Raw genomic sequence first — 25,645 nt, forward strand, 5'->3', positions numbered from 1 at the left:
GGCAAGGATCGAGGCTGTAAAGCGGCCTATTCTAACCCGACTCCCCCACCCTGGGCGCTGGCCTTGCCGGCTTGAACCACCAGCCCTGCTGCATGCCGGCTGCTGCCAGCAAGATCGCGGCGACACCCAGCCACTGCAGCAGGCTCAGGCGATGGTCAAACGCCAGCCAGTCGACGAAGATCGCCGCAATCGGGTAGATGAACGACAAGGCGCCGGTCAGGGCGGTCGGCAGTTTTTGAATGGCGCCGTACAGCAGCACATACATCAGCCCGGTATGAACCATACCTAACGTCACCAGGCTGGCCAGTTCGCTCGTGTCGTGCGGCAACCCGCTTGTGTTGGCCCAGGGCGCCAGCAGCAACACACCGGAGCAGACCTGAATCAGTGCGATCAGGTGTGGCGGCGTGCCGCTCAGCCGCTTGATGATCAACGCCGCAACGGCGTACAGGAACGCCGCCCCCAAGGCCAGGCCAATACCCGCCAGGTAATCGTCACCCGACCCTTGCTGACCGCCGTGAGCACTCACGATTGCCAGCATGCCTGCGAAGGCAATGCTCAGCCAGAACACCTTCGGCAGGGTGATTTTCTCACCGAGAAACAGGGCGGCCAGAGCCACCAGCATGAACGGCTGGACGTTGTACACCGCAGTGCCGATGGCAATCGACGCCCGCGAATAGGAGGCGAACAGCAGCACCCAGTTGCCGACGATGGCCACGCCACTGAGCACCGCCAGGGCGAAGGTAGCCCGGCTGAGGATGCCGGGGCGCAGGAAGCCGAACAGTGCACAAATCACCAGCAAGGTGCCGGCACCGAATACGCAACGCCAGAACACCACATCCAACACCGGTTGCCCGGACACCAGCACAAACCAGCCGATGGTCCCCGAAATCAACATGGCGGCGACCATTTCCAACGATCTACGACGTATTGAACTGTCCATCACTCACCTCCGAAACGATGGACAAAGTATGACGAGCGCCGGGCCGACCATTCCAGATGAAAAAGCAGGCTAAACTCGGCACAGACCTTTTTTATCAAGGCACTTTTTCCTTTTTGCCTAACGAGGTGGATATGACCGACGACATCGACCAACTGCTGATCAACGCCTTGATGGATGACTCGCGGCGCTCGCTCAAGGCCCTGGCCCAACTCAGCGGGCTGTCGGCGCCGAGTGTCAGTGAGCGCCTGCGCCGCCTGGAAGAGCGCGGCGTACTGAAGGGTTATACGGTGGAGGTCGACCCACGCAGCTTTGGCTACCAGTTGCAGGCCATTGTGCGTATCCGCCCGCTGCCCGGTCAGTTGCAGGAGGTCGAGCGGCAGATCCAGGCCATCCCCGAGTTCACTGAGTGCGACAAGGTGACCGGCGATGACTGCTTCATTGCCCGCCTGCATGTGCGCTCGATGGAGCAACTGGACACCCTGCTCGACCGCCTCAACAGCCATGCCGAGACCAACACCGCCATCGTCAAGAAGACGCCGGTCAAGCGCCGTTTACCACCGATGAACTGACGGGGCGATGGCCGGCTCAACTCCAGCCGTAGCGCACCAGATGGAAAAACACCGGTGCGGCAAAACAGACTGAATCCAGCCGGTCGAGCATGCCACCATGGCCTTCGATCATATGCCCCCAGTCCTTGACGCCACGATCACGCTTGATGGCCGACATCACCAAGCCCCCGGCAAAGCCCAGCAGGCACACTATCAGCGCAAGCAGCGCGGCCTGCCACGGCGCAAACGGGGTAATCCAGTACAGCGCAGCACCGATCAAGGTCGCCAGCGCGATGCCGCCGAAAAAGCCCTCGGTGGTTTTCGACGGCGACAGGTTAGGCGCAATTTTGTGCTTGCCCCACAGCTTGCCGCAGACGTACTGCAGCACATCCGACAACTGCACCACCAGGATCAACCAGGCGATCAGCAGCAGGTTGCGCCCTTCATAACCTGGAATATCCAGGGTCAGCAATGCGGGCACGGCCGATACGCAGTAGACCGCAATGGTCAGGCCCCATTGGACTTTCGAGGTGCGCTCGAGAAAGTGCGTGGTATCCCCGCCCAGTGACGACAGGATCGGCATCAGCAGGAACAGGTAGACCGGAATGAAGATCGAGAACAGACCGTACCAGTCCATCCCGATCAGCAGGTACTGCACCGGCAAGGCAAAGTAGAACGCGGCCACCAGCGCCGGATAGTCGCTACGCCGGGTAGGCGTCAGGGTCATGAACTCGCGCAGGGCATAGAACGATACGCCGTAGAACAGCAGAATCACGCCGACCTGCCCCATCATGAAAGCGATGCCGATCACCGCGACCATCACCCACCAGGCATTGATGCGGGCATTAAGGTTGTCGATCACCGGGTTCGGTGCCGAGGCGCGCCATTTGAGAAGCTGGCCGACTAACGTGGCCAGTACCAGAATGCCGCCAATACCGGCAAACAGTTGCAGTGTTGTGCTGTCCATTTCAGACCCCCTCCTTTGCCAGGGCCAGCAAGGCGTCCCGTGATCGTTCAAGGAACATGGCCTTGCTCTCATCCGGCGCCAGCGAAATCGGTTCGCCGAAGTTCAAGGTGCATAACAGTGGCAACGGCAACACCCGGCCTTTGGGCATGACGCGGTTGAGGTTGGCGATCCACACCGGAATGATCTCGATGTCAGGCCGTTGCCGTGCCAGGTGGTACAGGCCACTTTTGAACGGCAGCAAGGTTTCATCGCTGAGGTTGCGCGTACCCTCAGGGAACAGGATCAGTGAGTCGCCTTGCTCCAGTGCATCGAGCATCGCCTGCAACGGTTGGCTGTCTGGAAGCGCATGCTGGCGGTCTATCAGCACGCCATTGAACACCCGCTGGATCAGAAAGCGCCGCAACCGCCCAGTCAGCCAGTAATCGGCGCCGGCCACCGGGCGGGTACGCTGACGCAAGTGTGGCGGCAGCGAGGCCCAGAACAGCACGAAGTCACCATGGCTGCTGTGGTTGGCAAAGTAGATACGTTGAACCGGCTCAGGCGTACACCCCAGCCACAGCGCACGTGCGCCCGTCAGCAACCGCGCACCGGAAGTTATGGCGAAGGCAACCAGAGAAACAAGCATCGAGAATTCCTTACGCGATGAGGGAAAGCCACGGCATGCACAGGCACGCCAGCAGCACGATCAGGCATTGCGCGCAGACACAGAGCGCCTGGAACCTAAGCAAGCGCAATGCACCCCGGCTGCGTTGAAACAGGCTCCTGGAGACCGTCGCCGCGGGCTGCAGCCCTAGCTCGTGCAATGCGTTGTCAAGGGCGTCGGCCTTCAGGTCGAAGGCGTGTGGAGGCGCCGTCATGCAGGCGAACAGGTCGGCATCCAGGGCAACCCGCAGGGCGAAATACTTCTGTATCAGCCCACAAAGCAGCAGGAGGACGGCCAGCAGCGCAGCGAACAACGACGGTGCAACCCCACACAACGGGGCCAACCCGACAAGCAGCGCCAACACCGTCAAGACCGTGGAAAACCGATCCAGGTCGCGCCCTCGACGCAGCAGGCTGACAACCAGCCGCAGGTGCATTTCAGTAGCCATCAGACACCGCCGGCACCAGCGACAGCAGCGCCTGGCACTGGGCCTGGGCCAGTACCACCTGCGGTCGTGCCCTGCGCACACACGCCAGGGCGCTGTCGATGTCGCCGCAGCGGCGGGTGTACAACAACCAGGCCGCCACCGCCGTTGCGCTACGCGAATAACCCAGCGCACAGCACACCAGCACCGGCCCCTGCTGGCGCAAGGTCTCGATGGCTTGCGCCGCGGCCTCGCAGCACGCCGCGCTGGGTGCCGTCAGGTCGAGCACCGGGAAGCTGCGATAGGCCTTGCCACGGCTGTCGACCGGCAACTCGGCACAGAGGTCCACGATCGCGGCAAACGGCTGGGCCTGCCCGGACGCTGGAATCCGCCCGAGCCAGACGTTATCGGCAACCTGTACGGGATGGGGATGCTGGCGGGTCCATACACGGGAGTTGACCCAGGCGGCAAGCAAGTAAGGCGCCAGCAGCCCTTGGGCACCGAGGGAGAGGTGACCGTCCGCTCGTTTCTGAAAGCCCTCGGCACCGAAGACGAGGTAGTTCAATGCCACCAGTAGCAACGACAGCGCTGGCCACAACAACCACAGTGCGCTCCCCTTCAGGGTCAAGGCCAGTGCAACGAAAACGGCACAGCCCAGCCCATAGCGTAGCGCCAGCTGACGCCGTTTCGGATCGCTCGCCCACTGCAGCCTGCGCAGGGGGCTTTGCCCTTCGCTGGGCCAGAGCCACAGGCAGAACAAACCTGCGACCGCCCCCGTCGGCACATCGATGAAATGGTGCTGCCAGGTGGTCAGGACCGACAGGCCAATCAGCACGAACCAACCGTGCAACACAACGCGCCAGGCACCGTGGGCATAGCGGGCAAAGCAAGCCCAGAGCACGACCAACAAGGTGATGTGCAGCGAAGGCGCCTGATTGAACGGTTTGTCGAAGCCCATCAACAGGTCGAACATCAGCCCGAACGTCCCCTCCAGTGGTGGGCGCTCGAAGGTGAAGCGCAGTGGCCACAGCAGAAAACAGGCAATGCAGATCACCTGCGCGCTGAGCAGCCGCAGGCCATGCCGATCCATTTCACGGCGACTGGCCGGCAGCAGGAACGACAGACCGTACAGCAGGTCAATCGACCAGTAAGGCACGATTGTCCAGGGCCATAACGGCAGGTGTTGCTCCCAGGCAAAGACCAGGCTGCCAACATCATCACGCTGGCTGGTAAACCGATTGGCAAAGCCGTAACTGGCGAAAAACAGCGGCCCGAGCAGTAACAGCCAGAGCACACCGCGCTTCCACAGCCCAGCCTCCCTTGCCTCAACGAGCGCCATCACGACACCCGTTGAGCCAGAGACACGGTGAAGATACCCCACTCATCCACACGCTGGGTCACCTTGCGGAAACCGGCACGCTCAACCAATTGGTCCATTTCAACCTGGCTGCGCCGACGCATCACCCAGGCCTGCCCTTCACGGTGGCTGGTCAAGGCACGGGCAATGAACTCCAGTTGTGGGTGCCAGGGCTGCCCGGTGTACACCAGGTATCCCCCCGCTTCCACTGCGGCCGCCAGACCGGCCAGCGAATCACTCACCATGGCATTGCTGGCGAACAGTTCATAGAGCCCTGAAACCACGGCCAGGGTCTTGGGCTCCAGTGCGGCCAGGTCCTCGCGGTCGAAGGCGTCGCCTTTGACGAAGCGGGCGATATCGCCCAACCCTTTCTGCTCGATCAGGGCCGAGCCGTCACGTACGTTCAGGTCGCTGTAGTCGCGCAGCAGGATCGACTCAGGTCGTTGCGCGCCCTGCTCCAACGATTCAAGGATGTAGCGGCCATGCCCGGCAGCAATGTCGACGATATGCACGGGGCGCTGCTGCTCGCGCAACGATGCCATCGCCTGGCGCAACAGCTCCTCAAGATGCACCTTGCGCTGACGGATACCGCGCCAGCCGATGGCGTTCAGGTAGTTGCGGTCGATCAGGCGGCCCAGTGGCGAGTTGCCGGTCGGCTGGTTACGGTAGACGTAGTCCAGGGTACTGCCCGAATCAAAGCCGGTGTCGAAGCCCAGTTTGACCCCGGCACTGAGCGTAGCGCCCAGTTTCAGCCCGGCGCGAGTCGCCCGCCAATACAGTTCACGTGGCGAATTCAACGGCAATGGTGCAGCGAGGGCTTCGGACTCGGCGCAGCTCCAGCCGATCTGGTCGGCGTCGAGCAACGACGGCCTGACGATTGGCTCGGCAAAGTTGCGCAGGATGAAGCGGCGCATACGGTCGGTAGCCTGTGCGCGCTCACGCTCACCCAGGGTGTCGTGGAAAAAGCCTGGCAGGATGTGTTTCTCCTTGCGCACGCTGCCCAACCGGTCGAAGAACTGCTCCTGCGGTTTGCGGTGCACGACAAAATCGGCACCTGAGATCAGTAGCTGGGTGGGTGTCTGGATCGACTGTGCGTCGGCCACTACCCGCTCTGCAGCGTCATACAGCCCCAGCAGCATGTTGACCGAAATCGGCCGGGTAATCAGGGGGTCGCTCTCATAGGAGGCAATACGTTGCGGGTCATGGCTGAGGAACTTGGCCTTGACGTAGCTGTTGACGAAAAAGTTGCCGCGCCAGGCCCGCATCAGTTTCAGGCCGGGCCGGGCAAAGGGTACATAGAGCTTGACCTTGAAGGCCGGTGAAGCCAGAACCAGGGCACGAATCGGCGGCGCATAGTCGTGAACCCAGGTCGCAATCAGTACGGCACCGACGCTTTGTGCGACTACTGCCATTTCTTCAACCGCAATACCGTACTGGTCGCGAATGTGCTCGATGAACGTCTGAACATCGCGCACGCTGGTGGCAAAGCCGGGGCTGTCGCCACGCGCACCCGGCGACTCGCCATGACCGCGTGCATCCCAGGCAAAGACATCGAAGCCTGGCAGGTCCAGTTCGTCGGCCAGGTGGGCCATGCGTCCACCGTGTTCGTGCCCTCGGTGAAACAGCACCAACGCCCGGCGTGGCGTGGCCTCATCGCGCTGGATCGCCGGCCAGTGGCGGTAGAACAGGCTGACGTTGTCATGAGTACTGAAGGACTGCTGCTGGGCTTCGCGCATCAATTGATTCATTCCGTTGGATTGATGGAGGTGCTGGGGTGTGCCAGCCCCTGGCGGACACGGTTGACGATGGTGTAGATGAGCAGGGCCAGTACCAAGGCCAACAGGCCGTTGATCCAGACGCTGCTCAACAGGCCGCTGGCGACGCCTGCGCCCAGCACGCCAAAGACAAAGGCGCGGTCACTCTTGCCCATCGGCCCGTCGTAGCGGCGCTCGGCCCCGACCATCAGGCCCAATACCCCGGCGTACTCACTGATCAGCGCCAGCACGACCACCAGTACCACCAGCAACGGCGACACCCCAACCAACAGGGCAAACGGCAGGTACAAGGCACTGTCGGCGATCACATCGCACAGCTCATTGAGGTAAGCCCCCAGCCTGGACTGCTGACCAAACTCTCGGGCCAACATGCCATCCACGGCATTCAGGGCCATGCGCAGGAACATCCACACCGGGATCAAGGCAAACAGCCAGGCCTGGCTGGCAAACCACGCGACCAGCAGACCGATGAGCAAGGAAACAACTGCTGCCGTCACAGTGACCTGGTTGGCGGTCACCCCGCGCTGATGCAGGCGGGTAACGAACGGACGCAATACGCGCTGGAAGCGCGGTTTGAGGTGGTAAATCGAAAGCATCAACACTCATCCTTTAACTGATGCAAAACGACCTGGGTGACTTGTCTCGACCGTACGCTGCCCTCTTGGCAACTGCCCGTAATGCCGCACAAGGTGTTGTTTCTCGCCCCGAACGACCTGGCGAGATCGCCAAAAAGGGAAACAACTCCCTGGTTCGACATCCTCGACACATTAACGGTCACAGATCAGGCAAAGGGCCATCAATGTCAACGCGACACGGCGATGTACCACTTGGGTTTCATACGACCGAAATCCTGGCGCCGGTTGTGCTTGAGGGCCTTCTTCGAGTCGAGTACGAAACACCCAGCGCCATCGCGCACGAAGACAACCCAATGCCAGAATGGCCGGCCGGCCACCAACCGCCACTTGATCGCCAACAGGGCGCGATCGGGCAACGCGTCCCACCCTTCAAAGGGGTGCTGCTCAGGAGCCGCAACGATACCCAGTTCGCCGAGTAGGCGGCGAACATAGTGGGTGTCCGACCAGAGTGCGCGGTCCTCGGCAAAAATACCCAGCGCATTGGCCACCTGCCGCGCCTGAGCATAATCAATCTGTGCCAGGGCAGCACAGGCGGCAATGCCACATCCGGTAGGTTCCTGCTGTACAACAGCCTCCATGCGATACGTCTCCATTGCGTCAGATCAGTGAGGAAATGCTCTCCAGGCGCCGCTCGGCAGGCTCAGGCCGGCCGAACAGGTACCCCTGGAAATGAGAGCAGCCTTGCTCTACGAGGCCCTTGAATTGGGTCCGGGTTTCGACACCTTCGGCGGTGGTCTGGATGTCGAGGCTTCTGCCAATACCGGTAATTGCACTGACAATGGCCAACGCCTCGCGGCTGCGCTCCATGTCCTGGGTAAAGGTTTTGTCGATCTTGATTCTGTCAAACGGGAACGAACGCAGATAGCCCAATGACGAATAACCCGTGCCAAAATCATCCAGGGCAATACGTACGCCCAAGGCCTTGATCTGCCGCAGGGCTTCGATGTTGCCTAGCGAATTTTCCAACAAGACCGATTCGGTGATTTCCAGTTCCAGCCGATGGGGTTCAAGGCCCGAGCTCTTCAGCGCATGCTCGACCAACGCGACGAACTGGCTGTTTCTGAACTGCATGGGTGACAGGTTTACCGCCACCGTCTGTTGCCCCGACCAACTGGCGGCTTCACGGCACGCCTCCTTCAGCGCCAACGCGCCAACCTCGTGAATCAGCCCGGACTCTTCGGCAATCGGTATGAAATCCAAGGGCCCAACCAGACCGTTGACTGGGTGACACCAACGCATCAACGCTTCGTAGCCCACCACCTGCGTGTGGTCCTGATCGGTGATCGGCTGGTAGTACAACTGCAACTGCTCGCTGGCAATCGCATCACGCAGTTCCAGCTCGATGGTGCGCCGGTTACGCGCCGCCTCGTCCATGTCCAACCGGAAAAACGCATGGCAGTTACGCCCATTGCGCTTGGCTTCATACAACGCCATGTCAGCATAACGCAGTAGTTTTTCCGGTGTGGTGTGATCGCCAGGCGCCAAGGCGATCCCCACACTGATGCCCACTGATACGCGATGCCCATCGATCAGGAACTCCGGCTTTACCGCCTCGATCAGCCGTTGAGCCGCTTCCGCTGCATCAGCCGGTTTCGAAAGCCCCGGGAGAATCACCGCAAACTCATCCCCACCCAGACGGGCCAGGGTGTCATGGCTGCGCAACACCTTGCGCAATCGTTCGGCAAGCTGGCGCAGCAGTTCATCGCCGTATTGATGCCCGAGGGCGTCGTTGACGTTCTTGAAGTTGTCCAGGTCCAGACAAAGGGTGGCGGTCGCACAGGACTTCAGGTTATCGAGGAGCAAAGCGTCATTCAGCCGCTGGCGTAATTGCACGCGATTGGGCAAGCCCGTCAGGATGTCGTGATGCGCCAGAAAGCGAATCTTTTCGTTGGCCGCGTTCTCTTCAGTAATGTCATCGGCAATCAACATCAGGTAGCGCTTGCCTGACTCATGGCCGTGAATGCTCAGGGCGCGTGAGCGCAGCGTGCGAGCACCGCGCGGCGTCTCAAGCTGCTCCTCAGAACGGTGTGCAACCTCGGTACGCACGGCTATATCCGCCAGTTGCTCAAAGTACTCGCTTATCTGAGGGGTCAGGCATTCCTCACTGCGTTTACCGATCATGTCCGCGTGCGGGCAATCGAACAGCGTTTCAGCCTGTCGATTGGCCAACAGGATCTGCCGCGTCACGGCATCTTGAACCACAACGCTGGAGGGGATATTGGAAATCACTGTATCCAGGAACATCGACATCGATGCCATCTGTTCACTGTAGCGTTCCGCCAGTTCCTTGGCTTCGAGCAGTTGCTGCTCTCGGTTGCGCAACTCAGTGATATCCCGGGTGACCTTGGCGAAGCCGATGAACACGCCCTGCTCATCGTAGATGGCGTCGATGACCACGTTCGCCCAGAACGAGCTTCCGTCCTTGCGAAAACGCCAGCCTTGGGCCTCGAAGCGGCCCGTGCGACGTGCGATCTCAAGGCCTCGCTGAGGCACACCTGCCGCTTGGTCTTCCAGGGAGTAAAAGCAGGCGAAATTCCGACCGACTATTTCCTCTTGCCGATACCCCTTGGCTCGCTCGGCACCGGCGTTCCAGTTCGCCACCGTGCCCTCTGGGCTTAGCATGTAGATCGCATAATCGACCACACCCTGCACCAGCAACCTGTACATCACATCTGAATTATCTAAGGTCATTGCACTCATTGCCGCCAATCGTCCATTAACACGTCGACCGAGCAAGAACCCAGTGTCCGAAGACGCGAGCAACGAGACCAAGTCGATAGCACCATGCTACCAATCTTGTCCTACAGACAGACAGAAAATCCGCACAAAGGAGGGGCAGGCAACCTGCAAACAGATGGCCGGTAGAATGGGCGAGCGCTGACACGGCCGAATGAGTGATGGTCGTGCCAGCCTGGCACCGCGATCAATCGTCGCGAGTCAGTACTTCCAGCAATTCGATCTCGAAGACCAGGTTCGAGTGAGGCTTGATCACCGGGCCCATCTTGCGTGCGCCATAGGCCAGGTGCGATGGCACGAACAGCTTGCGTTTGCCGCCCACCTTCATGCCCATCAGGCCCTGGTCCCAGCCCTTGATCACCCGCCCGGTGCCAATGACACACTGGAAAGGCTTGCCGCGCTCATAGGAAGAATCGAACGGAGTGCCGTCTTCAAGAAAACCACGGTACTGGGTAGTGATCAAGGCTCCCTTGACCACGGCCTTGCCCTCGCCCACCTGGATATCGGTAATTTGCAGTTCGCTGCTCATGCTTGTCCTCGTTGAAACGTACGTACGCTATTGCCGCAGCCTTTTCTCAGGAATGCGCGCGTTTGGCAAGCACCGACAACATTGACACACCGTAAAGGGCAACAGCGCTTTTCTCGATCTTGATGTGGTTGATTGAGCACACTCAGCCACTCAAAGGTCGTAAGTGAGCAGCGTTTTGACAATGGGCGACCATTCGATCATTCATTGCCTGGAGTATACAAACCCGCTCACCGACCCCTGCTGCTTCGCATTACCTCTCAGCAACTGCCTGAAGGCCCGAGCCTGCTGTGACGACAGTGTTGCGTTCTCTTTCATGACGATCCAGGTGGCGTCATCGCAAGGTGGTAATGTCTCAGCGCCTTCGTATGTCCAGTAACTGCCGAGCTTGCGCGGGAACTGATCGAAGTAGCGGTCCATCCTGGTTTTTCTCGTACCTGCCAGGTAGTCCAGCAATGCGCCGAGTTGCACATTATCAGCGCGCCCTTGCCGGTACAGCACCGAGACTATGGCAACCTTGCCCTTCGCCGAGCGGTGGATGTACTGAACCTCCAGGGGATAGAAGGCCTGATCGACAGAGTGTTCACTTTGCGCATGGAAAACGACCGATTCCAGTTCATAGGTCTCTGCCCTGAACCGGTCGTCCAACGTAATGTCATGCCCTTCGGCAGGCAACAACGCCAAGTAGCGCGGTCCCCGTTCTATTTCATCGATCAGTACATCCCGGTATGCGATTGATAACGTTGGTGCAAAGGAAGAATGGCTCGAAAATCGGGTATTGATGTCGATCGGCGATGGCTTTCTCGGCCTTGTACAACGTGCACCCCAGCTATCCGGGTTGGAATAGTTGACCCCTTCCACCTCCCTGACAGGAATGGCGGGGCTGCCATTCGGCCTTGGCCGCGAGTGATCCGGGCGCGACGGCTGAGGACGCGGCCGGGCGGGATGAGGGTCGGCCGTGATGGGCAAGATACTGACACTGGCGGCGGACGAGGTATCCGAACCACGTTCAACATGCCCATCGCCCGCCTGTACGGCAGAAGAAAACAACCACGGAAAAGCCAACACGAACACCAGTTTTTTCATACACACCAACGAGCTTCAGAAACGCATTAATCGCAAAAAATGCGCCCTGTTGCCCTGCGCCCTGGCACCCAAGAGCAAAACCGGGTGCAGTATAGACACGCAAAATTCAAGCACCCCAAAACAATCATTTCAACGTCTTACGTACCACCTCATCGACCCGCTCCGAGCGCCACCATCAGTCTCTCATCCCAGCCGATTCACGCAACCCGGCAACACCCTCGACTCAGGCAACGCTCACCGCCCGCTGGGGCTCATGCTGACGCATCGACCAGCACACGCCGCCGATCACCAGCACGATCGCAGCGGCTTCCAGTACGCTCGGCCCACTCTGGCGCCAGATGAAGGCATACAGCAGGGCGAACAGCGTCTCGAACACAATCAACTGCCCGCTCATGGTCAACGGCATTCGCTTGGACGCTGCATTCCACAGCAACGCGGCCAACCACGAGCCAAACAAGGCGCTGCCCAGGCTGTAAAGCCAGAACAGGTTCCAGCGGCCAGCGGGCGCCTCGACCTGCAACTGCGCGGGTTGCCACAGCCAGATCGCAGCGACCAGCAGCAGGCTGAACACGCCCGTGGCCACGCCACAGAACACCGACCATTGATGGCTGTCGAAATGCCCGGACTGCTTGAGGTAACGGCTGTTGTGAACGGCGTACCAGGTCCAGCTCAGCAACGCCCCCAAGGCATACAGCACACCGACAAACTTGTCGGCCATGGCGCCCGGTTCGACGGCGAAGGTTTGCAGATTGATGCAGAGCATTCCGGCGAGAATCAAACCTAATGGGCCAGCCAGCCGCGACAAGGCGATTGCGCCGCTGTCATGGCGCCCGTACAGGGTAATGGTCAAGGGCAATACCCCGACAATCAGCGAGGCTGGTGCCACACCCAGGCGCTGAATCGCGGCGACCAGGCAGATGAAATAGATCAGGTTGCCGATCACAGATAGCCGCATGAGCATCCACAGATCGCCCAGGGTCAACGTGCGCAAGGTCTGACGCAAGGGAATGGCGAGCACCAGCGAAATCACACCGAACAATACGAAGCGCGCGCAGCTGAGCAGCACCGGGCTGAACTCCGGCAACAACTGCGGCACCATCAGTACCATTCCCCACATCGCACCGGCCACGCCGGCATAGGCCACACCCCGTTTCACCGCATTCACCTCTTGATCGATTGAAGCGAGCAGGCTAGCCGCTCGCAGGCGCCTCGACAAAAGATCATTCGGCATGCAGCCATTCCCCTGCGGAATACCTTTTACCCTTCAGCCTTCGGTCTTATGATCAGGGCATTCCGTAAACGCAGGCCTGGAACATGAGCCGCTTCAACCGACACTTGCCGCCTCTCGACACGCTGATTGCCTTCGAGGCGGTAGCCCGTACCGGCAGCTTTACCCGCGCCGCCAGCGAGCTGTGCCTGACCCAAAGCGCCGTCAGCAAGCAAATCAAGACACTGGAAGAGCACTTGTCAGCGCCGTTGTTCGAGCGGCGCGCACGAGGCATCGCGCTGACCCAGGCCGGCACGGCCTTCAATGCCATCGTTGAACCCCTGCTGGAAAGCCTGCTGGCTAACGTATTGCGGCTCAAGAGCGGCCATGGCAGCCGCAATGTCAGCGTTATCTGCACACACGCTGTCGCGCAGTACTGGCTGTTCCCGCGCCTGCTGCGCTTCAACGAACAGCACCCAGAACTGACGGTGAACATCCACGCCAGCAACGAGATCAGCGAGAGCGTCATCACCGACTACGACTTCGGCATCCTCTACGGTCATGGCCGTTGGCGCTCGCTGCAGGCCAGCAAGCTGTTTGACGAATGCATTTACCCGATTGTCAGTGCCCAACGCCCGCTGCCAGCGGTGCATTCACTGAGTGAGCTGCAGGCCTTGCCTCTGATTCAACTGGACGCCTCAGCCTGGAACTGCCTGGACTGGCACGACTGGTTCAACCACCAGGGCGTGCGCTACAAAGCACCAGCCGATGCGGTGACGTTCAATCAGGTCAACCTGGTGTTCGACGCAGTCATGCAGGGCATGGGGGTGGGGCTGGGCTGGGAGTTCATGGCACGCGAGCGGATCGACAGCGGGCAGATCCGCACGGTTTCGGACTTTGCCGTGCGTACCGGGCAGGCCGACTACCTGGTACACGACAAACAGGTGATGCCTTCGCCTGCGGCGAAGGTCTTTGCGGATTGGCTTATCGCAAACGGCTGAACACGCCCGGGTATCAGGGCTTGATGAGCAAGCCCTGACCGGTTGGCAAACTGGCAATCGAAAGGTTCATTTTCTTTGCCCAGGCATCCATGCCTTCCTTCTGTGGCTGATAGCCGAAGTAGGCGTAATCGTCGAGCAGTACAAAGGCGCCAGAAACCAGGCGGTCCCAGAGATAATCGATAGCCGCCACTTCAGGTATCGTGCAGTTAAGATCGATGTGCAAGAACGCAATACGGGTGGCGTCTATGTGCTCCAGGGTATCGGGAATGCTTCCCGGTACGATCCGCACATTGCGCCACTCAGAGAAGTTCTTCTTCACAGAATCGAGGTTGGTGGTATAGAACCCCGACTCGATTTCGCTCTGATTGCGCTCGATCACCCCGCCGTTTTTTTCATTCTCGGACAGGTAGCGCTCATCCAGCCCGGTAAAGGTATCCAGCAAGTAGAACTGCCTGCCAGTAGTGTCCCAGTCCAAGTCCTTCATGATGGCTGAACTCAGAAAGCCATAGTTGACACCGCACTCGACAAAATCGCCCTCGTGCTTGGCTGCCGAGCGGGCAGCCCACAGCCCGATATGGACACGCCAGTACCACTTGTAATCACACCCTGTCGCTTCGATGCCACGCTGATAGGCAGCAACGTAGGACGGGTCGATCATGAAGTCATGGTTGTGCTTCGAGGCAAGGCCGTCGTACTGATAGTGACCTTCGAGCTTAGGATGGAGCAGGCTTTTGTCACGGGTGGCAACAGCGCCATGCTTGTAAGGACGACCTTCACTTTTGCCAAATTTAAGGTAGTGCTGAGTCGGGTCCATGCCAGCGGCCCGAACATCGGCATGCAGCTCCAAATATACTTCGGGCGAAAAATCATCCGGCAACATCAGCAGACACTCCAGTCTAAAACTCGTTGAATATCAAGGCATAGAACGTATCGGCCACCATCAAAAAACCTTAAGCGATGGACCATCAGTCAGCAATATCAGGCAGTTACCGGGGTCAGCACAGGCTTGCCGGAAAAGAACGCCTGCAGGTTTCGCAGCACCAGTTGCACCGTATCACCCGCCGCTTCCGGCGACTGCCCGGCCACATGCGGGGTCAACACCACATTCGGCAGTGCCTTGAGCGCGTCAGGTACCGCAGGTTCTTCATCGAAAACGTCCAGCGCAGCACCGGCGATGCGCTTTCGCTGCAACGCATCGACCAGGTCGGCGGTACAGACCACGCTGGCACGGGCGATGTTCACCAGAAAGCCTTGGTCACCAAGTGCATCCAGCACGGTAGCGTCGATCAGGTGCTGGGTACTGGCACCGCCCGGCGTGGCGATAACGAGGAAGTCCGATGCCTGTGCCAACGCCAGCACGCTGTCGCAATAGCTGTAGGGCACGTCGCTACGTGGCTGGCGGCTGTGGTAACGGACCTGCATGTCGAACCCGAGAGCGCCACGCTTGGCGATTGCCCGGCCAATCGCACCCAACCCGAGAATTCCCAGGCGCTTGCCGGCCAGCGACGGGCTGATGACCCGGTTCCACTCACCACGACGGGTAGAGGCATCGGCACGGGGGATATCGCGAACCACTGCACATAGCAAGGCCATGGCATGGTCCGCCACGGTCGAGGCGTTGGCCCCTGCTCCATTGGTGACGGTGATACCGCGTGCTGCCGCTGCCGCAAGATCGACCTGCTCATAGCCGGCACCAATCACACAGATGATTTTAAGCTGTGGCAGGGCCGCCATCTCATCGGCATACAGGCCCAACGGCCCACGCGTAAGCACGGCATCGATTTCACTGCCATGGCGAGCAATGGCCTCTCGCCGCAGCGCAGGCGTCTGCGCAAGGATCAGGTTGAAACCGTTGTTGCGCAACAGGGGCAGGTAGTCGTCGACCGTTTCTACCAGCACCAGTACCGTCTTTGTCATGCCTTGCTCCAGAGCTGTCCGCGAGGGCGCATTGTGCGCCAGCCCGGACTAGTTGGAAAAGGCCCGTCCCAGACCGCCCGGGACACCGCTGCTATCGGTTTCCTGCCAGGGCCCCTGAAGGCTGGTCGACCAGCTCCAGCCATTGTTCCAGCGGTAGTAGGTGCGCTGCCGGTAGAAGGTGTTGGTCTGGCCTTCGAGCACGTAGACCCCGAGGCGCGGATCCCAGTGGCTGGCACCACCGGGCGGCGGTGCGAAGCTGGCCGAGGTCCGCGGCATCGGTTTCTGCGAAGGGGTAACCGTTGGCTTGCTCGGTACTGCCCCTGGGCGAGGCGTCGGCTTGATCACCGTGCCTGGCGGCTGCCGCCCTATGGGCGGTTCAGGGTAGCTCGAAGGCTGCTGCACCGTACACGCACTCAAGCCCAGAGCCAAGGTAATCAGGGTGAGGCGGACGGTGCTGTTCATGAGGCTACTCGCTTAAGGATCCGGGCTGTCGATGGTCAGATGCTGCTGCGCCTCGGTACTGCTGGCCAGCGGCGAACTGCGGCCGATCCACTCACCCTTGGTCGGCTGGCCTGCGCGGGAGACGCGCGCAACCAGTTGGACTTCAGGAAAGTTCGACAGTTTCATGCTCGGCATCATTGCGTCGCTATCGGCAAGCTCGACCTCGATTGGCAACTGGGCCACCGTCACCCGCTTCACCGCCAACGGCATGGGCGGGCCTTCACTTGCACGGGCAAAGATAAACACGCTGTCGCCAGGCTGAACCTTGTCCTTCAGCGCCGCAGCCAGTTCGACCCTTACCTTGAGCCGCGCCGGTGCCTTGTCGCTAATGGCGGGGGTTGTCACGGGTTGAACACCGCTGGCCTTGAGTCTGTCGGCAGCGCGTGCCACGCCACCCTCAAGCGCCGCACGGGAGGTATCACCGGCAGGCAGTTGCGCCAGCAAACGGTTCCAGTAATCGATGGCCTGCTGGTAGCGCTGGCCTTCGAACGCCGCAATGCCCAGCAGCCCGAGGCTGGTGACTTCCTGCGGATCAGCCTTGAGGGCTTCGTCGGTCAAGGCCTGCAGTTGCGGAGTCCACTGCTTGCCGTTGGCAAAGTAGAGCGCCTGCGCCCACTGTCCGAGCAACTCAGGCTGACGCCCGGCCAGGCCTACGGCGCGCTCGAAGGTCTTGGCGGCATCGGCGGAACGCTCCTGCGCCATATAGGCGCGACCGAGGAAGTACAGGCCCTCGGCCGAATCGGGCTGGGCAGCAACGGCGCGCTCCAGGCGTGCGGTCATTTCTTCCATTGACTGTGGTGCCTGAGCAAACTCCTGGGTCAGCGCCACTTTGTCACTGGCACCAAAGTGCAGGTACAGGCCTATAGCCATCAGCGGCACCAGTACAGCAGCCAGCAGCGGCAACGGTTTACCGAGGCGAGCCAAGCGTGCTGGCTCGGCATTTTCGGTATCCTCTAGCAGTTCGCGGGCCGCTTCATCACGCCCACTCGCCAGTTGTTCCGCGCTGAGTACACCCGCCGCCTGCTGGGCCTGCAGTTCAGCAACGCGCTCCTGATACAAGGCAACGTTCAGTGCCGTACGGTCTTCTTCCAGTTGCGCGCGACGTCCGCGCAGCACAGGGATCAGCAAAAAGCTCAGGGCTACCAGTAACAGCAGGCCTGCAGCAAGCCAGAAATCAGTCATGGGTCTGTTCTTTTTCCAACAGTTTGGCGAGGCGCTCACGCTCCTCGGGAGAAAGGTCGGCGGTGCCGTTGATTACCGGCGTGCGACGTTTGCGCACGATCACCGCAAGCACCACGACACCACCCAACAGCAGGACACCGGGCCCGAACCACAGCAACCAGGTACGCGCCGTCAGGGCCGGCTTGTAACGGACGAAATCACCGTAGCGGTCAACCATGAAGTCGATGATCTGCTGGTTGCTCTTGCCCTCGCCAAGCATCCGGAAGATTTCCCGACGCAAGTCGGCGGCGATGGGCGCGTTGGAGTCTGCGATGTCCTGGTTCTGGCACTTGGGGCAGCGCAGTTCCTTGGTCAGATCGTGATACCGCTCACGTTCGGCATCATCGGCGAACTGATAGGTATCGATCGCCGCGTGGGCCACCCCGGCCAGGCTCAGGCCAAGCACGGCCGCTGCTAGCCAGCGCCTCATGGCCGAACCTCATCGACCAGGCCCTGGTACAACGCTGCCAGTTGCTCGCGCCAGACCGTCTCGTCGACGACCCCCACAAACTTGTGGCGAATGATGCCCTTGGCATCGATCAGGAACGTCTCAGGTGCGCCGTACACGCCCAGGTCCAGGCCCAGGGTGCCTTGCTCATCGCGGATATTGAGCTGGTACGGGTTGTGGAAGTCCTTCAGCCATTTCAGCGCGGCGGCGTTGTCATCCTTGTAGTTGACCCCATAGATCAACACCCCCTGCTCGGCCAGCTTGTTCAGCACCGGGTGCTCAACCCGGCAAGACACGCACCAGGTGCCCCAGACGTTGACCAGTGCCGGTTTGCCCAGCAGGTCGGCCTGGGTCAGGGTTTTCTCGCCCTCCACGGCGGGCAGCGAGAAACTCGGGAACGGCTTGCCAATCATTGCCGAGGGCAGTTCAGCCGGGTCCAGGTACAAGCCCCGATAGAGGAACACCGCCACCAGCAGAAACACCGCCAGCGGCAGTACCATGATCCAACGCTTCATGCAGTTGCTCCAGACATGCCCAGTACTTCACGTACACGGCTTTTCACCTTGACCCGATAACGCCCATCCAACGCTGCCAGCAGGCCGCCCAGACCGGTCAGCAAACCACCCAGCCAGATCCAGCGTACGAACGGTTTGACATGAACCCGTACGGCCCAGGCGCCATTGTCCAACGGCTCGCCGAGGGCGACATAGAGGTCACGGGTGAAGCCGGCATCAATGCCCGCCTCGGTCATCATCGACTGCTGCACGGTGTACAAGCGCTTCTCTGGATGCAGGACGCTGATCTCTCGACCGTCCTTGACCACCCGGACCGTGCCCTTGTCGGAGGTGAAGTTAGGCCCCTCGAAATGCTTGGCGCCCTCGAAAATGAAGTGATAGCCCGCCAGCTCCACTGACTCGCCCGGCGCCAGGCGCAGGTCGCGCTCGGCACTGTTGTTACTCGACAGCACCACACCCAACGCGCAAACCGCCAGGCCGAAGTGAGCGACGTGCATCCCCCAATAGCTGCGAGTGAGGCTCCGCATACCTTTGAACACACCCTTGTGGCGCGTCTTGTCGAGAAGATCACGCACGCCAGCAAGCACGATCCACGCCGCCAGGGCAAAGGTGGTCAGTACTGGCCAATCGAAGTCATCCACGATCAGCCCGCCAATCGGCGCCAGAATGGCGCTACCAACCAGTACTGGCGCGAGCATGTTCAGCAACCATTTGCCGGGGGTGTCTTTCCAGCGCACCAGCACACCTATGGCCAACACCACCATCAACAGGGCCATCAGCGGCAGGAACAGGGCATCGAAGTAAGGCGGGCCAACGGACAGTTTCGCCCCGGTCATGGCGTCGAGCACCAGCGGGTACAAGGTACCAAGCAGGATCATCGAGGCAGCGACCACCAGCACCAGGTTGTTGGCCAGCAGCAGGGTCTCACGCGACCACAGGGCAAAGCCGACCTGGCTCTTGACCACCGGGGCACGCAACGCGAACAGGGTCAGCGAGCCGCCGACCACGCACAGCAGGAACATGAGGATGAACACACCGCGCTCGGGGTCGGACGCAAAGGCATGCACCGAGGTCAATACGCCCGAACGAACCAGGAAGGTACCCAGCAGGCTCAACGAAAATGCGGCAATCGCCAGCAGTACCGTCCAGCTCTTGAACACACCGCGCTTTTCCGTCACGGCCAGGGAGTGAATCAGCGCTGTGCCCACCAGCCACGGCATGAACGAGGCGTTCTCTACCGGGTCCCAGAACCACCAGCCCCCCCAACCCAGTTCGTAATAGGCCCACCAGGAGCCCAGGGTGATTCCAATGCCGAGGAACGCCCAGGCAACGATCGTCCATGGCCGTGACCAACGTGCCCAGGCCGCATCAAGACGACCACCAAGCAAGGCAGCGATGGCGAAGGCAAAGGCAACCGAGAAACCGACATAACCCATGTAGAGCATCGGTGGGTGAACGATCAGCCCCACATCCTGCAGCAACGGGTTGAGGTCGCGACCATCGGTCGGCACCTGTGGCAGCAGCCGCTGGAACGGGTTGGAGGTGACAATCAGGAACGACATGAAGCCCACACTGATCATGCCCATGACCGCCAGCACCCGGGCGAGCATCACCTGAGGCAATTGCCGGGAGAAAATCGACACGGCAAAGGTCCAGCCACCGAGGATCAAGGCCCAGAGCAGCAGCGACCCCTCATGGGCACCCCATACCGCACTGAACTTGAAGTACCAAGGCAAGGCACTGTTAGAGTTGCTGGCGACATAGGCAACCGAGAAGTTGTCGGTCATGAAAGCGTGGGTCAGACAGGCAAAGGCGAAGGCCAGGAAGGCAAACTGGCCCCAGGCCGCGGGCCGTGCCAGGCTCATCCACAGGCTGTCACCGCGCCAGGCGCCGAGCAATGGCACGCTGGCCTGGACGCAGGCAAAGCACAGCGCCAGGATCATGGCCAACTGGCCCAGTTCGGGAATCACCAACGCGGCGTTCATGGTTTGCCTCCGGCCTGGCCAGCATCCGTTGCGACCTGACCGCTTTCCTTGAGCGCCTTGGTCACTTCTGGCGGCATGTACTTTTCATCGTGCTTGGCCAGTACTTCGTCGGCCACCACCACCCCGTCGGCATTCAGCTTGCCGAGCGCGACAATGCCCTGCCCTTCGCGAAACAGGTCCGGGAGGATACCGCGGTAGGTAATGGGCACTGACTTGTTGAAGTCGGTGACCACGAAACGCACGTCCAACGAGTCGCCGGAACGTTGCAGGGAACCTTTTTCAACCATGCCGCCCGCGCGGATACGGGTATCCTGGGGCGCCTCGCCATTGGCAATCTGGGTTGGGGTGTAGAACAGGTTGATGTTCTGCTGCAAGGCACTCAGGGCCAGCGCCACGGCAACGCCGAGGCCGGCGAGCAGGCCGAGAATGATGAACAGGCGCTTCTTGCGTTGCGGATTCACTGATTACGCTCCCGGCGCAGACGACGCGCCTCTTCTTGCAGGTAACGACGACGGGCCAGGATCGGCGCCGCGACGTTGATCGCCAGCACTACCAGGCTGATGCCGTAGGCCGACCAGACATACAGGCCGTGGTGGCCCATGGCGAGAAAATCGCTGAAGGACGTGAAACTCATCGTGCCAGCTCCCGACCCAGGGTATTCATCACTTCACTTTTCACCCAGCTACTACGGGCCTCACGCTTGAGCACCTCCAGGCGCATGCGCATCAGCAGCACGGTACCAAAGAAGCAATAGAAGCCCAGTGCCGTGAGCAGCAGCGGCAACCACATTTCCGCCGGCATCGCCGGTTTCTCGGTCAGGGTGAAGGTGGCGCCCTGGTGCAGGGTGTTCCACCACTCCACCGAATATTTGATGATCGGGATGTTGATCACCCCGACAATCGCCAGCACCGCACAGGCCTTGGCCGCACTCTCACGATTGCTGATGGCCTGGCCCAGGGCAATAAGACCGAAGTACAGAAAAAGGAGGATCAACATGGACGTCAGACGGGCATCCCAGACCCACCAGCTACCCCAGGTCGGCTTGCCCCAGATGGCACCGGTGACCAGCGCCACGGCGGTCATCCAGGCGCCGATGGGCGCAGCGCACTGCAGTGCGATATCAGCGATCTTCATTTTCCAGACCAGGCCGACCACCCCGGCCACTGCCAGCATCACGTAGCAGGACTGCGCCAGCATGGCCGCGGGCACGTGGATGTAGATGATGCGAAAACTGTTGCCCTGCTGATAATCCTGGGGAGCAAAGGCCAGGCCCCAGACCACGCCCACCGTCAGCAACAGTACAGCGGCGACAGCCAGCCACGGCAGCATCCGCCCACTGATGGAATAGAACCACTTGGGCGAGCCCAGTTTATGAAACCACGTCCAGCTGATTGCGCTGCTTTTCATCACGGTACATCCAGGGTCTTTGCTGGGCAGTAAGCCCAGACCTCATTATTCGCCGACGCTGATCTTCAGGCCAGCCGCTATTGCAAAGGGTGCCAGCGTTACTGCCAGGGCGGTCAGGCTACCAAGCCAGAGCAGATAACCGGTCGCCGGCATCGCCTGCAGCGACGCCTGCAACGCGCCACTGCCCAGAATCAACACCGGGATATACAACGGCAGAATCAACAGCGCCAGTAGCAGGCCGCCGCGTTTCAAACCGACCGTCAGGGCCGCACCCACGGCACCCAACAGGCTCAACACTGGAGTGCCGAGCAAAAGTGATGCCAGCAGCACCGGCAGGCTGGCACTCGGCAAGCCGAGCATCAAGGCCAGCAGCGGTGCCAACAATACCAGTGCCAGGCCGGAAAAGGCCCAGTGTGCCAGCACCTTGGCCAATACCAGAAGAGGCAGGGGGTGCGACGAAAGGACCCACTGCTCGAGCGATCCATCCTCGAAATCACTGCGGAAAAGCCCGTCCAGCGAGAGCAGGACGGACAAAAGTGCCGCCACCCACACTAACCCAGGTGACAAGGTTTGCAACAATTGTGTCTCAGGACCGACCGCCAAAGGGAACAGCGCAATGACGATGGCGAAGAACACCAGGGGGTTGGCCAGCTCTGCCGGGCGTCGACACAGCAGCCGCGCCTCGCGGCTCAGCAACAGGACAAATACACTCATGCGGCCCACTGCCCCAGGTTCAGTTCACGGTAACCGGAGGGTTTGCGCTCCAGCGTATGGTGTGTGGTGAGAATCACCATGCCGCCCGTCTCACAGTGGCGTGCCAGATGAGCTTCCAACTGGGCCACCCCCTGCTTGTCGAGTGCCGTGAACGGTTCGTCGAGAATCCACAGCGGCGGGCTGTCCAGGTACAACCGGGCCAGGGCCACACGACGCTGCTGACCGGCCGACAACGTATGACAGGGCACATCCTCGAAGCCACGCAAGCCAACCGTTTCAAGTGCCTGCCAGATCGCCTCGCGCCCGGCCGGGCGGTGCAAGGCGCACAGCCAGCTAAGGTTTTCCTCGGGCGTGAGCAGGTCCTTGATCCCCGCCGCGTGGCCAATCCACAGCAGCAACCGGGCCAGTTCGCCGCGCTGCTCGGCCAAGGGCTTGCCCTGAACGAGGATTTCGCCACTGGTCGGGCGCATCAAACCGGCCAAAAGCCGCAACAGGCTGGTTTTACCACTGCCGTTGGGACCGCTGATCTGGAGCATGTCGCCAGCGGCCAACTGCAGATCGAGATGCTCGAAGAGCATTCGCCAGTCACGCTCGCAGGCCAGGGCCACCGCTTCGAGTTGAGGGATCACAGGTTTGCCTTATTGGTTCGGATGACTGTCTCAAGTCGGTCCCGGCGCGGCCGTTATACTGGAACGGTGACGCGGCCGACTGGTCTGTTCAAAAGAGCACCAGACCGCGAGCCCAAGGCTCCCCGAAAGATCGGGCCGCATTATACATGCCATGTCCTACTGCAAAGAGGGCTATTTCGACAGGTTGTAACTCGATGACAGGCGAAATCAACAGCCTCGGCACGCAGGCACTGGTCAATCCGCAAGCACGCAGTGCTGCCATGACAGGTGAGCTGCTCAGGCTTTTGCAGCCGCAGCAGGGCCTGCTGGCTCCCGGCGAAACCGCAGACGCTGAAGTCCTCTCGCTGAAACAGAATGGCCAGGACTTCCAACTGCTGCTCAAGCTGACCCAGGACAACGGGCGGCAAACCAACGTACAAGCCAACAGCAGCCAGCCGCTGGCCCAAGGCAGCCAACTGACCGTCAGTCAGCCCAGCGCCTCGGCCCTGGCCATTGGCGTGCAACAGGCCAAGGCCAACACGGTCACCACGCTGACCCAGATCGACACCCGCCAACTGCCGGTCGGCACCCTGCTGCAAGGCAAGGTGCTGACCAGCCAGGCATTGCCCCAGGCCAACGGTCAGGCCAGCGTGTTCCGCTCACTGGTCAGCCTGCTCAATACCGCCCAGGCAGGCGCCACCCTGGCCGTGGACAGCCCTCGCCCGCTGCCACTGGGCAGCTTGCTCAGTGCGGTCGTGCGTGGCGAACAGCAGCTGTCCTTCATGCCGCTGAGCGGCCGTCAGGACCAGTTGGCAATCGCTCAACACCTGAGTAGCCAGCAAGCCCGCCAAGCGTCGCTGCCGAGCCTGCTGGCCGCTTTGCAGCGAATCGCCAGCGATGATCAGCAACCTGCCGCGTTGCGCACCAACGTCGATGCACTGCTCGCCAGCCTGCCGGATGTCCGCCAGCTCAGCGATGCGAAGGGCCTGGCCCAGGCCATGAACAACAGCGGCCTGTTTCTGGAAGCCAAGTTGCTCAATGGCCTGCCCAACAGCCTTGCCCCGGACCTCAAGGCCCAGGTAGTGCGCCTGATCGCACAGGTACTGCAAGGGCTACCCAGCAGCACGCCGTTCAACCCGGCCACGGCAGCCACCACCCTGTCCCAGACCATGCCAGGCATGCTGCGCAACGCACTGGGCATGCTCGGCCAGGTGGGCGCACGCACCACCCCTTCCAGCTTCCCCCTGCCCTCACGGCTACTGCAAAGCCTGGAGGGCGAAGGCGATCTGGAGCATCTGCTGCGCCTGGCGGCTGGGGCAGTGTCTCGACTGCAAAGTCACCAACTGGCGAGCCTTGAGCAAACCGGCAGTACGGCCGATGGCACCCTGCAGACCACGTGGCAACTGGAAGTTCCGCTGCGTACCGGCCAGGAGTTCATGCCCTTGCAGGTCAAACTGCAACGCGAAGAGACACCCGAACAACAGGCCGACCCAGAGCGTGAAAAGCGCGACCCACTGGAAATGCGCTGGAAGATTGAGCTGTCGTTCGATCTCAGCCCATTAGGCCCGTTGCAAGTGCAGGCGCAGCTAGCCCAGGGCTGCCTTTCGAGCCAGTTATGGGCCGAACTGCCCGGTACAGCGCGCCTGATCGAAAGCCAACTGAACGACCTGAGGGCGCGCTTGCTTGCACGGGGGTTGAGCGTCGGCGAATTGAACTGCCATCACGGTACACCGCCGCAAGGGGCGCGTACGCGTCTGGAACAACGTTGGGTGGATGAAAACGCATGACTGACAAAGCCCCTCGCCAGGCCATTGCCCTGAGCTACGACGGCCAACAAGCCCCTACCCTTACAGCCAAAGGTGATGACGCACTGGCCGAAGCGATCCTGGCCCTGGCACGCGACCATGAAGTGCCGATCTACGAAAACGCCGATCTGGTAACACTGCTGGCACGCATGGAATTGGGCGACCGTATCCCGGAAGCCTTGTACCTGACCATCGCGGAGATCATCGCGTTCGCCTGGCAACTCAAAGGCAAGGTGCCGGTGGGCTTTGTCGATGAAGGTGTACAGGAGCGTGATGTAACGCCACAGACGCTGGGGCTGCCGACGCTCCCCCTCTGAGCGTAATGCTGTTCACTTAATGAAGCAGTTTCTATCAGGGGCGATGCGTGTTTGTGCCTATCGGCACTCACCTCGAGAGCATATCCATTCCCTGCAGCGGCACCACCGGCTGGTTTCGCCCTTTACGGCGACCCACTTTTGATAGGGCGCAAAAGTGGGCAAAACGCCCTGTCCCGACATCCGGCCCTCCGCTGCGCTTCGGGTGCCTTCCTTACGCCATCGCTCCCGTGTGGACGCGCCGACGGGCCATCCATGGCCCATCAGCACTTGCGAGGCCTCCATGCCTCGCACCCCACTCCGCGATGACTCCACTCAGCCTTCTGAAGGGACGTCCTGCGGCGCCTGACATTCCGCGCACTGAG

Annotated in this window: 28 protein-coding genes; 4 read left to right on the plus strand and 24 right to left on the minus strand. The window is 60.9% G+C overall.

All coding sequences use genetic code 11. The features are described 5' to 3' along the window. Positions 1–31: 31 nt before the first annotated feature. A complete protein-coding gene (locus tag IE038_RS11360; RefSeq protein WP_189395645.1) occupies positions 32–940 on the minus strand; it encodes a DMT family transporter in 909 nt (302 codons plus the stop codon). A gap of 131 nt (positions 941–1,071) precedes the next feature. On the opposite strand from IE038_RS11360, the gene IE038_RS11365 reads away from it, so the two are divergent. Further along, positions 1,072–1,509: an Lrp/AsnC family transcriptional regulator gene (locus IE038_RS11365; protein ID WP_163936951.1), complete on the plus strand. Its 438-nt coding sequence runs from the start codon at positions 1,072–1,074 to the stop codon at positions 1,507–1,509. A gap of 16 nt (positions 1,510–1,525) precedes the next feature. Here the strand turns inward: IE038_RS11365 and IE038_RS11370 are convergent, their stop codons facing one another. From IE038_RS11370 to IE038_RS11420, 11 genes are all read right to left on the minus strand, one after another. After that, positions 1,526–2,455, minus strand: a complete 930-nt coding sequence (locus tag IE038_RS11370; RefSeq protein WP_163936948.1) for a phosphatidate cytidylyltransferase — start codon at positions 2,453–2,455, stop codon at positions 1,526–1,528. Position 2,456: 1 nt separating this feature from the next. Next, positions 2,457–3,080 (minus strand): lysophospholipid acyltransferase family protein, encoded by a 624-nt coding sequence (locus IE038_RS11375; protein ID WP_163936945.1) that lies wholly within the window; start codon positions 3,078–3,080, stop codon positions 2,457–2,459. 10 nt (positions 3,081–3,090) lie between these two features. After that, the gene (locus tag IE038_RS11380) at positions 3,091–3,546 is read right to left on the minus strand and encodes a hypothetical protein (protein ID WP_163936942.1); all 456 of its coding nucleotides are present in this window, start codon (positions 3,544–3,546) and stop codon (positions 3,091–3,093) included. Then, positions 3,536–4,861, minus strand: a complete 1,326-nt coding sequence (locus IE038_RS11385; RefSeq protein WP_167524073.1) for a phosphatase PAP2/dual specificity phosphatase family protein — start codon at positions 4,859–4,861, stop codon at positions 3,536–3,538. The genes IE038_RS11380 and IE038_RS11385 overlap by 11 nt, the downstream gene beginning before the upstream one ends. Further along, positions 4,861–6,615, minus strand: a complete 1,755-nt coding sequence (locus IE038_RS11390; protein WP_163936939.1) for a bifunctional alpha/beta hydrolase/class I SAM-dependent methyltransferase — start codon at positions 6,613–6,615, stop codon at positions 4,861–4,863. Before IE038_RS11390 ends, IE038_RS11385 begins: the two co-directional genes overlap by 1 nt. A gap of 8 nt (positions 6,616–6,623) precedes the next feature. Next, on the minus strand, positions 6,624–7,250 hold the full coding sequence (locus tag IE038_RS11395) for a CDP-alcohol phosphatidyltransferase family protein (RefSeq protein WP_163936936.1): 627 nt from the start codon (positions 7,248–7,250) through the stop codon (positions 6,624–6,626). A gap of 206 nt (positions 7,251–7,456) precedes the next feature. Beyond that, a complete protein-coding gene (locus IE038_RS11400; protein ID WP_163936933.1) occupies positions 7,457–7,867 on the minus strand; it encodes a hypothetical protein in 411 nt (136 codons plus the stop codon). 19 nt (positions 7,868–7,886) lie between these two features. Then, positions 7,887–9,980: a putative bifunctional diguanylate cyclase/phosphodiesterase gene (locus IE038_RS11405; RefSeq protein WP_189395646.1), complete on the minus strand. Its 2,094-nt coding sequence runs from the start codon at positions 9,978–9,980 to the stop codon at positions 7,887–7,889. 232 nt (positions 9,981–10,212) lie between these two features. Then, positions 10,213–10,554 (minus strand): FKBP-type peptidyl-prolyl cis-trans isomerase, encoded by a 342-nt coding sequence (locus IE038_RS11410; RefSeq protein WP_065759838.1) that lies wholly within the window; start codon positions 10,552–10,554, stop codon positions 10,213–10,215. A 201-nt stretch (positions 10,555–10,755) separates the two neighbouring features. Beyond that, positions 10,756–11,637 carry a carbonic anhydrase family protein gene (locus IE038_RS11415; protein WP_189395647.1) on the minus strand — a complete coding sequence of 294 codons (882 nt, stop codon included), beginning with the start codon at positions 11,635–11,637 and terminating at the stop codon, positions 10,756–10,758. A gap of 223 nt (positions 11,638–11,860) precedes the next feature. After that, on the minus strand, positions 11,861–12,868 hold the full coding sequence (locus tag IE038_RS11420) for a DMT family transporter (protein ID WP_167524157.1): 1,008 nt from the start codon (positions 12,866–12,868) through the stop codon (positions 11,861–11,863). An 83-nt stretch (positions 12,869–12,951) separates the two neighbouring features. Between IE038_RS11420 and IE038_RS11425 the strand changes: the two genes are divergently transcribed. Then, a complete protein-coding gene (locus tag IE038_RS11425; protein WP_189395648.1) occupies positions 12,952–13,845 on the plus strand; it encodes a LysR substrate-binding domain-containing protein in 894 nt (297 codons plus the stop codon). Positions 13,846–13,858: 13 nt separating this feature from the next. On the opposite strand, the gene IE038_RS11430 is transcribed toward IE038_RS11425, so the two are convergent. The 12 genes from IE038_RS11430 to ccmA form a co-directional block, all read right to left on the minus strand. Then, a complete protein-coding gene (locus IE038_RS11430) occupies positions 13,859–14,725 on the minus strand; it encodes a TylF/MycF/NovP-related O-methyltransferase (RefSeq protein ID WP_163939935.1) in 867 nt (288 codons plus the stop codon). A gap of 98 nt (positions 14,726–14,823) precedes the next feature. Then, positions 14,824–15,762, minus strand: a complete 939-nt coding sequence (locus IE038_RS11435) for a 2-hydroxyacid dehydrogenase (protein ID WP_189395649.1) — start codon at positions 15,760–15,762, stop codon at positions 14,824–14,826. 48 nt (positions 15,763–15,810) lie between these two features. Continuing rightward, a complete protein-coding gene (locus IE038_RS11440; protein ID WP_163939533.1) occupies positions 15,811–16,224 on the minus strand; it encodes a hypothetical protein in 414 nt (137 codons plus the stop codon). A gap of 12 nt (positions 16,225–16,236) precedes the next feature. Next, positions 16,237–17,445 carry a c-type cytochrome biogenesis protein CcmI gene (gene ccmI, locus IE038_RS11445; protein WP_163939534.1) on the minus strand — a complete coding sequence of 403 codons (1,209 nt, stop codon included), beginning with the start codon at positions 17,443–17,445 and terminating at the stop codon, positions 16,237–16,239. Continuing rightward, a complete protein-coding gene (locus IE038_RS11450; RefSeq protein ID WP_163939536.1) occupies positions 17,438–17,914 on the minus strand; it encodes a cytochrome c-type biogenesis protein in 477 nt (158 codons plus the stop codon). Before IE038_RS11450 ends, ccmI begins: the two co-directional genes overlap by 8 nt. Beyond that, the gene (locus IE038_RS11455) at positions 17,911–18,447 is read right to left on the minus strand and encodes a DsbE family thiol:disulfide interchange protein (RefSeq protein WP_163939538.1); all 537 of its coding nucleotides are present in this window, start codon (positions 18,445–18,447) and stop codon (positions 17,911–17,913) included. The genes IE038_RS11450 and IE038_RS11455 overlap by 4 nt, the downstream gene beginning before the upstream one ends. Then, a complete protein-coding gene (locus IE038_RS11460) occupies positions 18,444–20,417 on the minus strand; it encodes a heme lyase CcmF/NrfE family subunit (protein ID WP_189395672.1) in 1,974 nt (657 codons plus the stop codon). The genes IE038_RS11455 and IE038_RS11460 overlap by 4 nt, the downstream gene beginning before the upstream one ends. Before the next feature lie 11 nt (positions 20,418–20,428). Then, positions 20,429–20,893 carry a cytochrome c maturation protein CcmE gene (ccmE, locus tag IE038_RS11465; RefSeq protein ID WP_163939542.1) on the minus strand — a complete coding sequence of 155 codons (465 nt, stop codon included), beginning with the start codon at positions 20,891–20,893 and terminating at the stop codon, positions 20,429–20,431. Further along, positions 20,890–21,066 (minus strand): heme exporter protein CcmD, encoded by a 177-nt coding sequence (gene ccmD, locus IE038_RS11470; RefSeq protein WP_163939544.1) that lies wholly within the window; start codon positions 21,064–21,066, stop codon positions 20,890–20,892. Before ccmD ends, ccmE begins: the two co-directional genes overlap by 4 nt. Continuing rightward, positions 21,063–21,839 (minus strand): heme ABC transporter permease, encoded by a 777-nt coding sequence (locus IE038_RS11475; RefSeq protein ID WP_163939546.1) that lies wholly within the window; start codon positions 21,837–21,839, stop codon positions 21,063–21,065. Before IE038_RS11475 ends, ccmD begins: the two co-directional genes overlap by 4 nt. Positions 21,840–21,884: 45 nt before the next feature. Then, the gene (gene ccmB, locus IE038_RS11480) at positions 21,885–22,553 is read right to left on the minus strand and encodes a heme exporter protein CcmB (RefSeq protein WP_065759853.1); all 669 of its coding nucleotides are present in this window, start codon (positions 22,551–22,553) and stop codon (positions 21,885–21,887) included. Next, complete coding sequence (ccmA, locus tag IE038_RS11485; RefSeq protein WP_163939548.1) at positions 22,550–23,182, minus strand: cytochrome c biogenesis heme-transporting ATPase CcmA; 633 nt, start codon at positions 23,180–23,182, stop codon at positions 22,550–22,552. Before ccmA ends, ccmB begins: the two co-directional genes overlap by 4 nt. A gap of 194 nt (positions 23,183–23,376) precedes the next feature. Here ccmA and fliK point away from each other — a divergent pair, with 194 nt between their 5' ends. Together fliK and IE038_RS11495 are read left to right on the plus strand one after the other, a co-directional pair. Then, entirely contained in the window at positions 23,377–24,948 is a 1,572-nt protein-coding gene (gene fliK / locus IE038_RS11490) for a flagellar hook-length control protein FliK (RefSeq protein WP_189395650.1), read from the plus strand. Then, positions 24,945–25,283 carry an EscU/YscU/HrcU family type III secretion system export apparatus switch protein gene (locus IE038_RS11495; RefSeq protein ID WP_163939550.1) on the plus strand — a complete coding sequence of 113 codons (339 nt, stop codon included), beginning with the start codon at positions 24,945–24,947 and terminating at the stop codon, positions 25,281–25,283. Before fliK ends, IE038_RS11495 begins: the two co-directional genes overlap by 4 nt. Positions 25,284–25,645: the final 362 nt, after the last annotated feature.

Origin of the sequence: Pseudomonas laurentiana (genome assembly GCF_014648275.1) — a bacterium.
Classification (GTDB): domain Bacteria; phylum Pseudomonadota; class Gammaproteobacteria; order Pseudomonadales; family Pseudomonadaceae; genus Aquipseudomonas; species Aquipseudomonas laurentiana.

Bases quoted from the DNA above. Each gene is read 5' to 3' on its own strand.
- IE038_RS11440 (WP_163939533.1), bottom strand. From the start codon at position 16,224: ATGAACAGCACCGTCCGCCTCACCCTGATTACCTTGGCTCTGGGCTTG.
- IE038_RS11375 (WP_163936945.1), bottom strand. From the start codon at position 3,080: ATGCTTGTTTCTCTGGTTGCCTTCGCCATAACTTCCGGTGCGCGGTTG.
- IE038_RS11360 (WP_189395645.1), bottom strand. From the start codon at position 940: ATGGACAGTTCAATACGTCGTAGATCGTTGGAAATGGTCGCCGCCATG.
- ccmI (WP_163939534.1), bottom strand. From the start codon at position 17,445: ATGACTGATTTCTGGCTTGCTGCAGGCCTGCTGTTACTGGTAGCCCTG.
- IE038_RS11450 (WP_163939536.1), bottom strand. From the start codon at position 17,914: ATGAGGCGCTGGCTAGCAGCGGCCGTGCTTGGCCTGAGCCTGGCCGGG.
- IE038_RS11420 (WP_167524157.1), bottom strand. From the start codon at position 12,868: ATGCCGAATGATCTTTTGTCGAGGCGCCTGCGAGCGGCTAGCCTGCTC.
- IE038_RS11495 (WP_163939550.1), top strand. From the start codon at position 24,945: ATGACTGACAAAGCCCCTCGCCAGGCCATTGCCCTGAGCTACGACGGC.
- IE038_RS11365 (WP_163936951.1), top strand. From the start codon at position 1,072: ATGACCGACGACATCGACCAACTGCTGATCAACGCCTTGATGGATGAC.
- IE038_RS11380 (WP_163936942.1), bottom strand. From the start codon at position 3,546: ATGGCTACTGAAATGCACCTGCGGCTGGTTGTCAGCCTGCTGCGTCGA.
- IE038_RS11395 (WP_163936936.1), bottom strand. From the start codon at position 7,250: ATGCTTTCGATTTACCACCTCAAACCGCGCTTCCAGCGCGTATTGCGT.
- IE038_RS11425 (WP_189395648.1), top strand. From the start codon at position 12,952: ATGAGCCGCTTCAACCGACACTTGCCGCCTCTCGACACGCTGATTGCC.
- IE038_RS11390 (WP_163936939.1), bottom strand. From the start codon at position 6,615: ATGCGCGAAGCCCAGCAGCAGTCCTTCAGTACTCATGACAACGTCAGC.
- IE038_RS11410 (WP_065759838.1), bottom strand. From the start codon at position 10,554: ATGAGCAGCGAACTGCAAATTACCGATATCCAGGTGGGCGAGGGCAAG.
- IE038_RS11385 (WP_167524073.1), bottom strand. From the start codon at position 4,861: ATGGCGCTCGTTGAGGCAAGGGAGGCTGGGCTGTGGAAGCGCGGTGTG.
- IE038_RS11370 (WP_163936948.1), bottom strand. From the start codon at position 2,455: ATGGACAGCACAACACTGCAACTGTTTGCCGGTATTGGCGGCATTCTG.
- IE038_RS11475 (WP_163939546.1), bottom strand. From the start codon at position 21,839: ATGAAAAGCAGCGCAATCAGCTGGACGTGGTTTCATAAACTGGGCTCG.
- ccmB (WP_065759853.1), bottom strand. From the start codon at position 22,553: ATGAGTGTATTTGTCCTGTTGCTGAGCCGCGAGGCGCGGCTGCTGTGT.
- IE038_RS11400 (WP_163936933.1), bottom strand. From the start codon at position 7,867: ATGGAGGCTGTTGTACAGCAGGAACCTACCGGATGTGGCATTGCCGCC.
- IE038_RS11405 (WP_189395646.1), bottom strand. From the start codon at position 9,980: ATGACCTTAGATAATTCAGATGTGATGTACAGGTTGCTGGTGCAGGGT.
- IE038_RS11435 (WP_189395649.1), bottom strand. From the start codon at position 15,762: ATGACAAAGACGGTACTGGTGCTGGTAGAAACGGTCGACGACTACCTG.
- IE038_RS11430 (WP_163939935.1), bottom strand. From the start codon at position 14,725: ATGTTGCCGGATGATTTTTCGCCCGAAGTATATTTGGAGCTGCATGCC.
- fliK (WP_189395650.1), top strand. From the start codon at position 23,377: ATGACAGGCGAAATCAACAGCCTCGGCACGCAGGCACTGGTCAATCCG.
- ccmD (WP_163939544.1), bottom strand. From the start codon at position 21,066: ATGAGTTTCACGTCCTTCAGCGATTTTCTCGCCATGGGCCACCACGGC.
- IE038_RS11455 (WP_163939538.1), bottom strand. From the start codon at position 18,447: ATGAAGCGTTGGATCATGGTACTGCCGCTGGCGGTGTTTCTGCTGGTG.
- IE038_RS11415 (WP_189395647.1), bottom strand. From the start codon at position 11,637: ATGAAAAAACTGGTGTTCGTGTTGGCTTTTCCGTGGTTGTTTTCTTCT.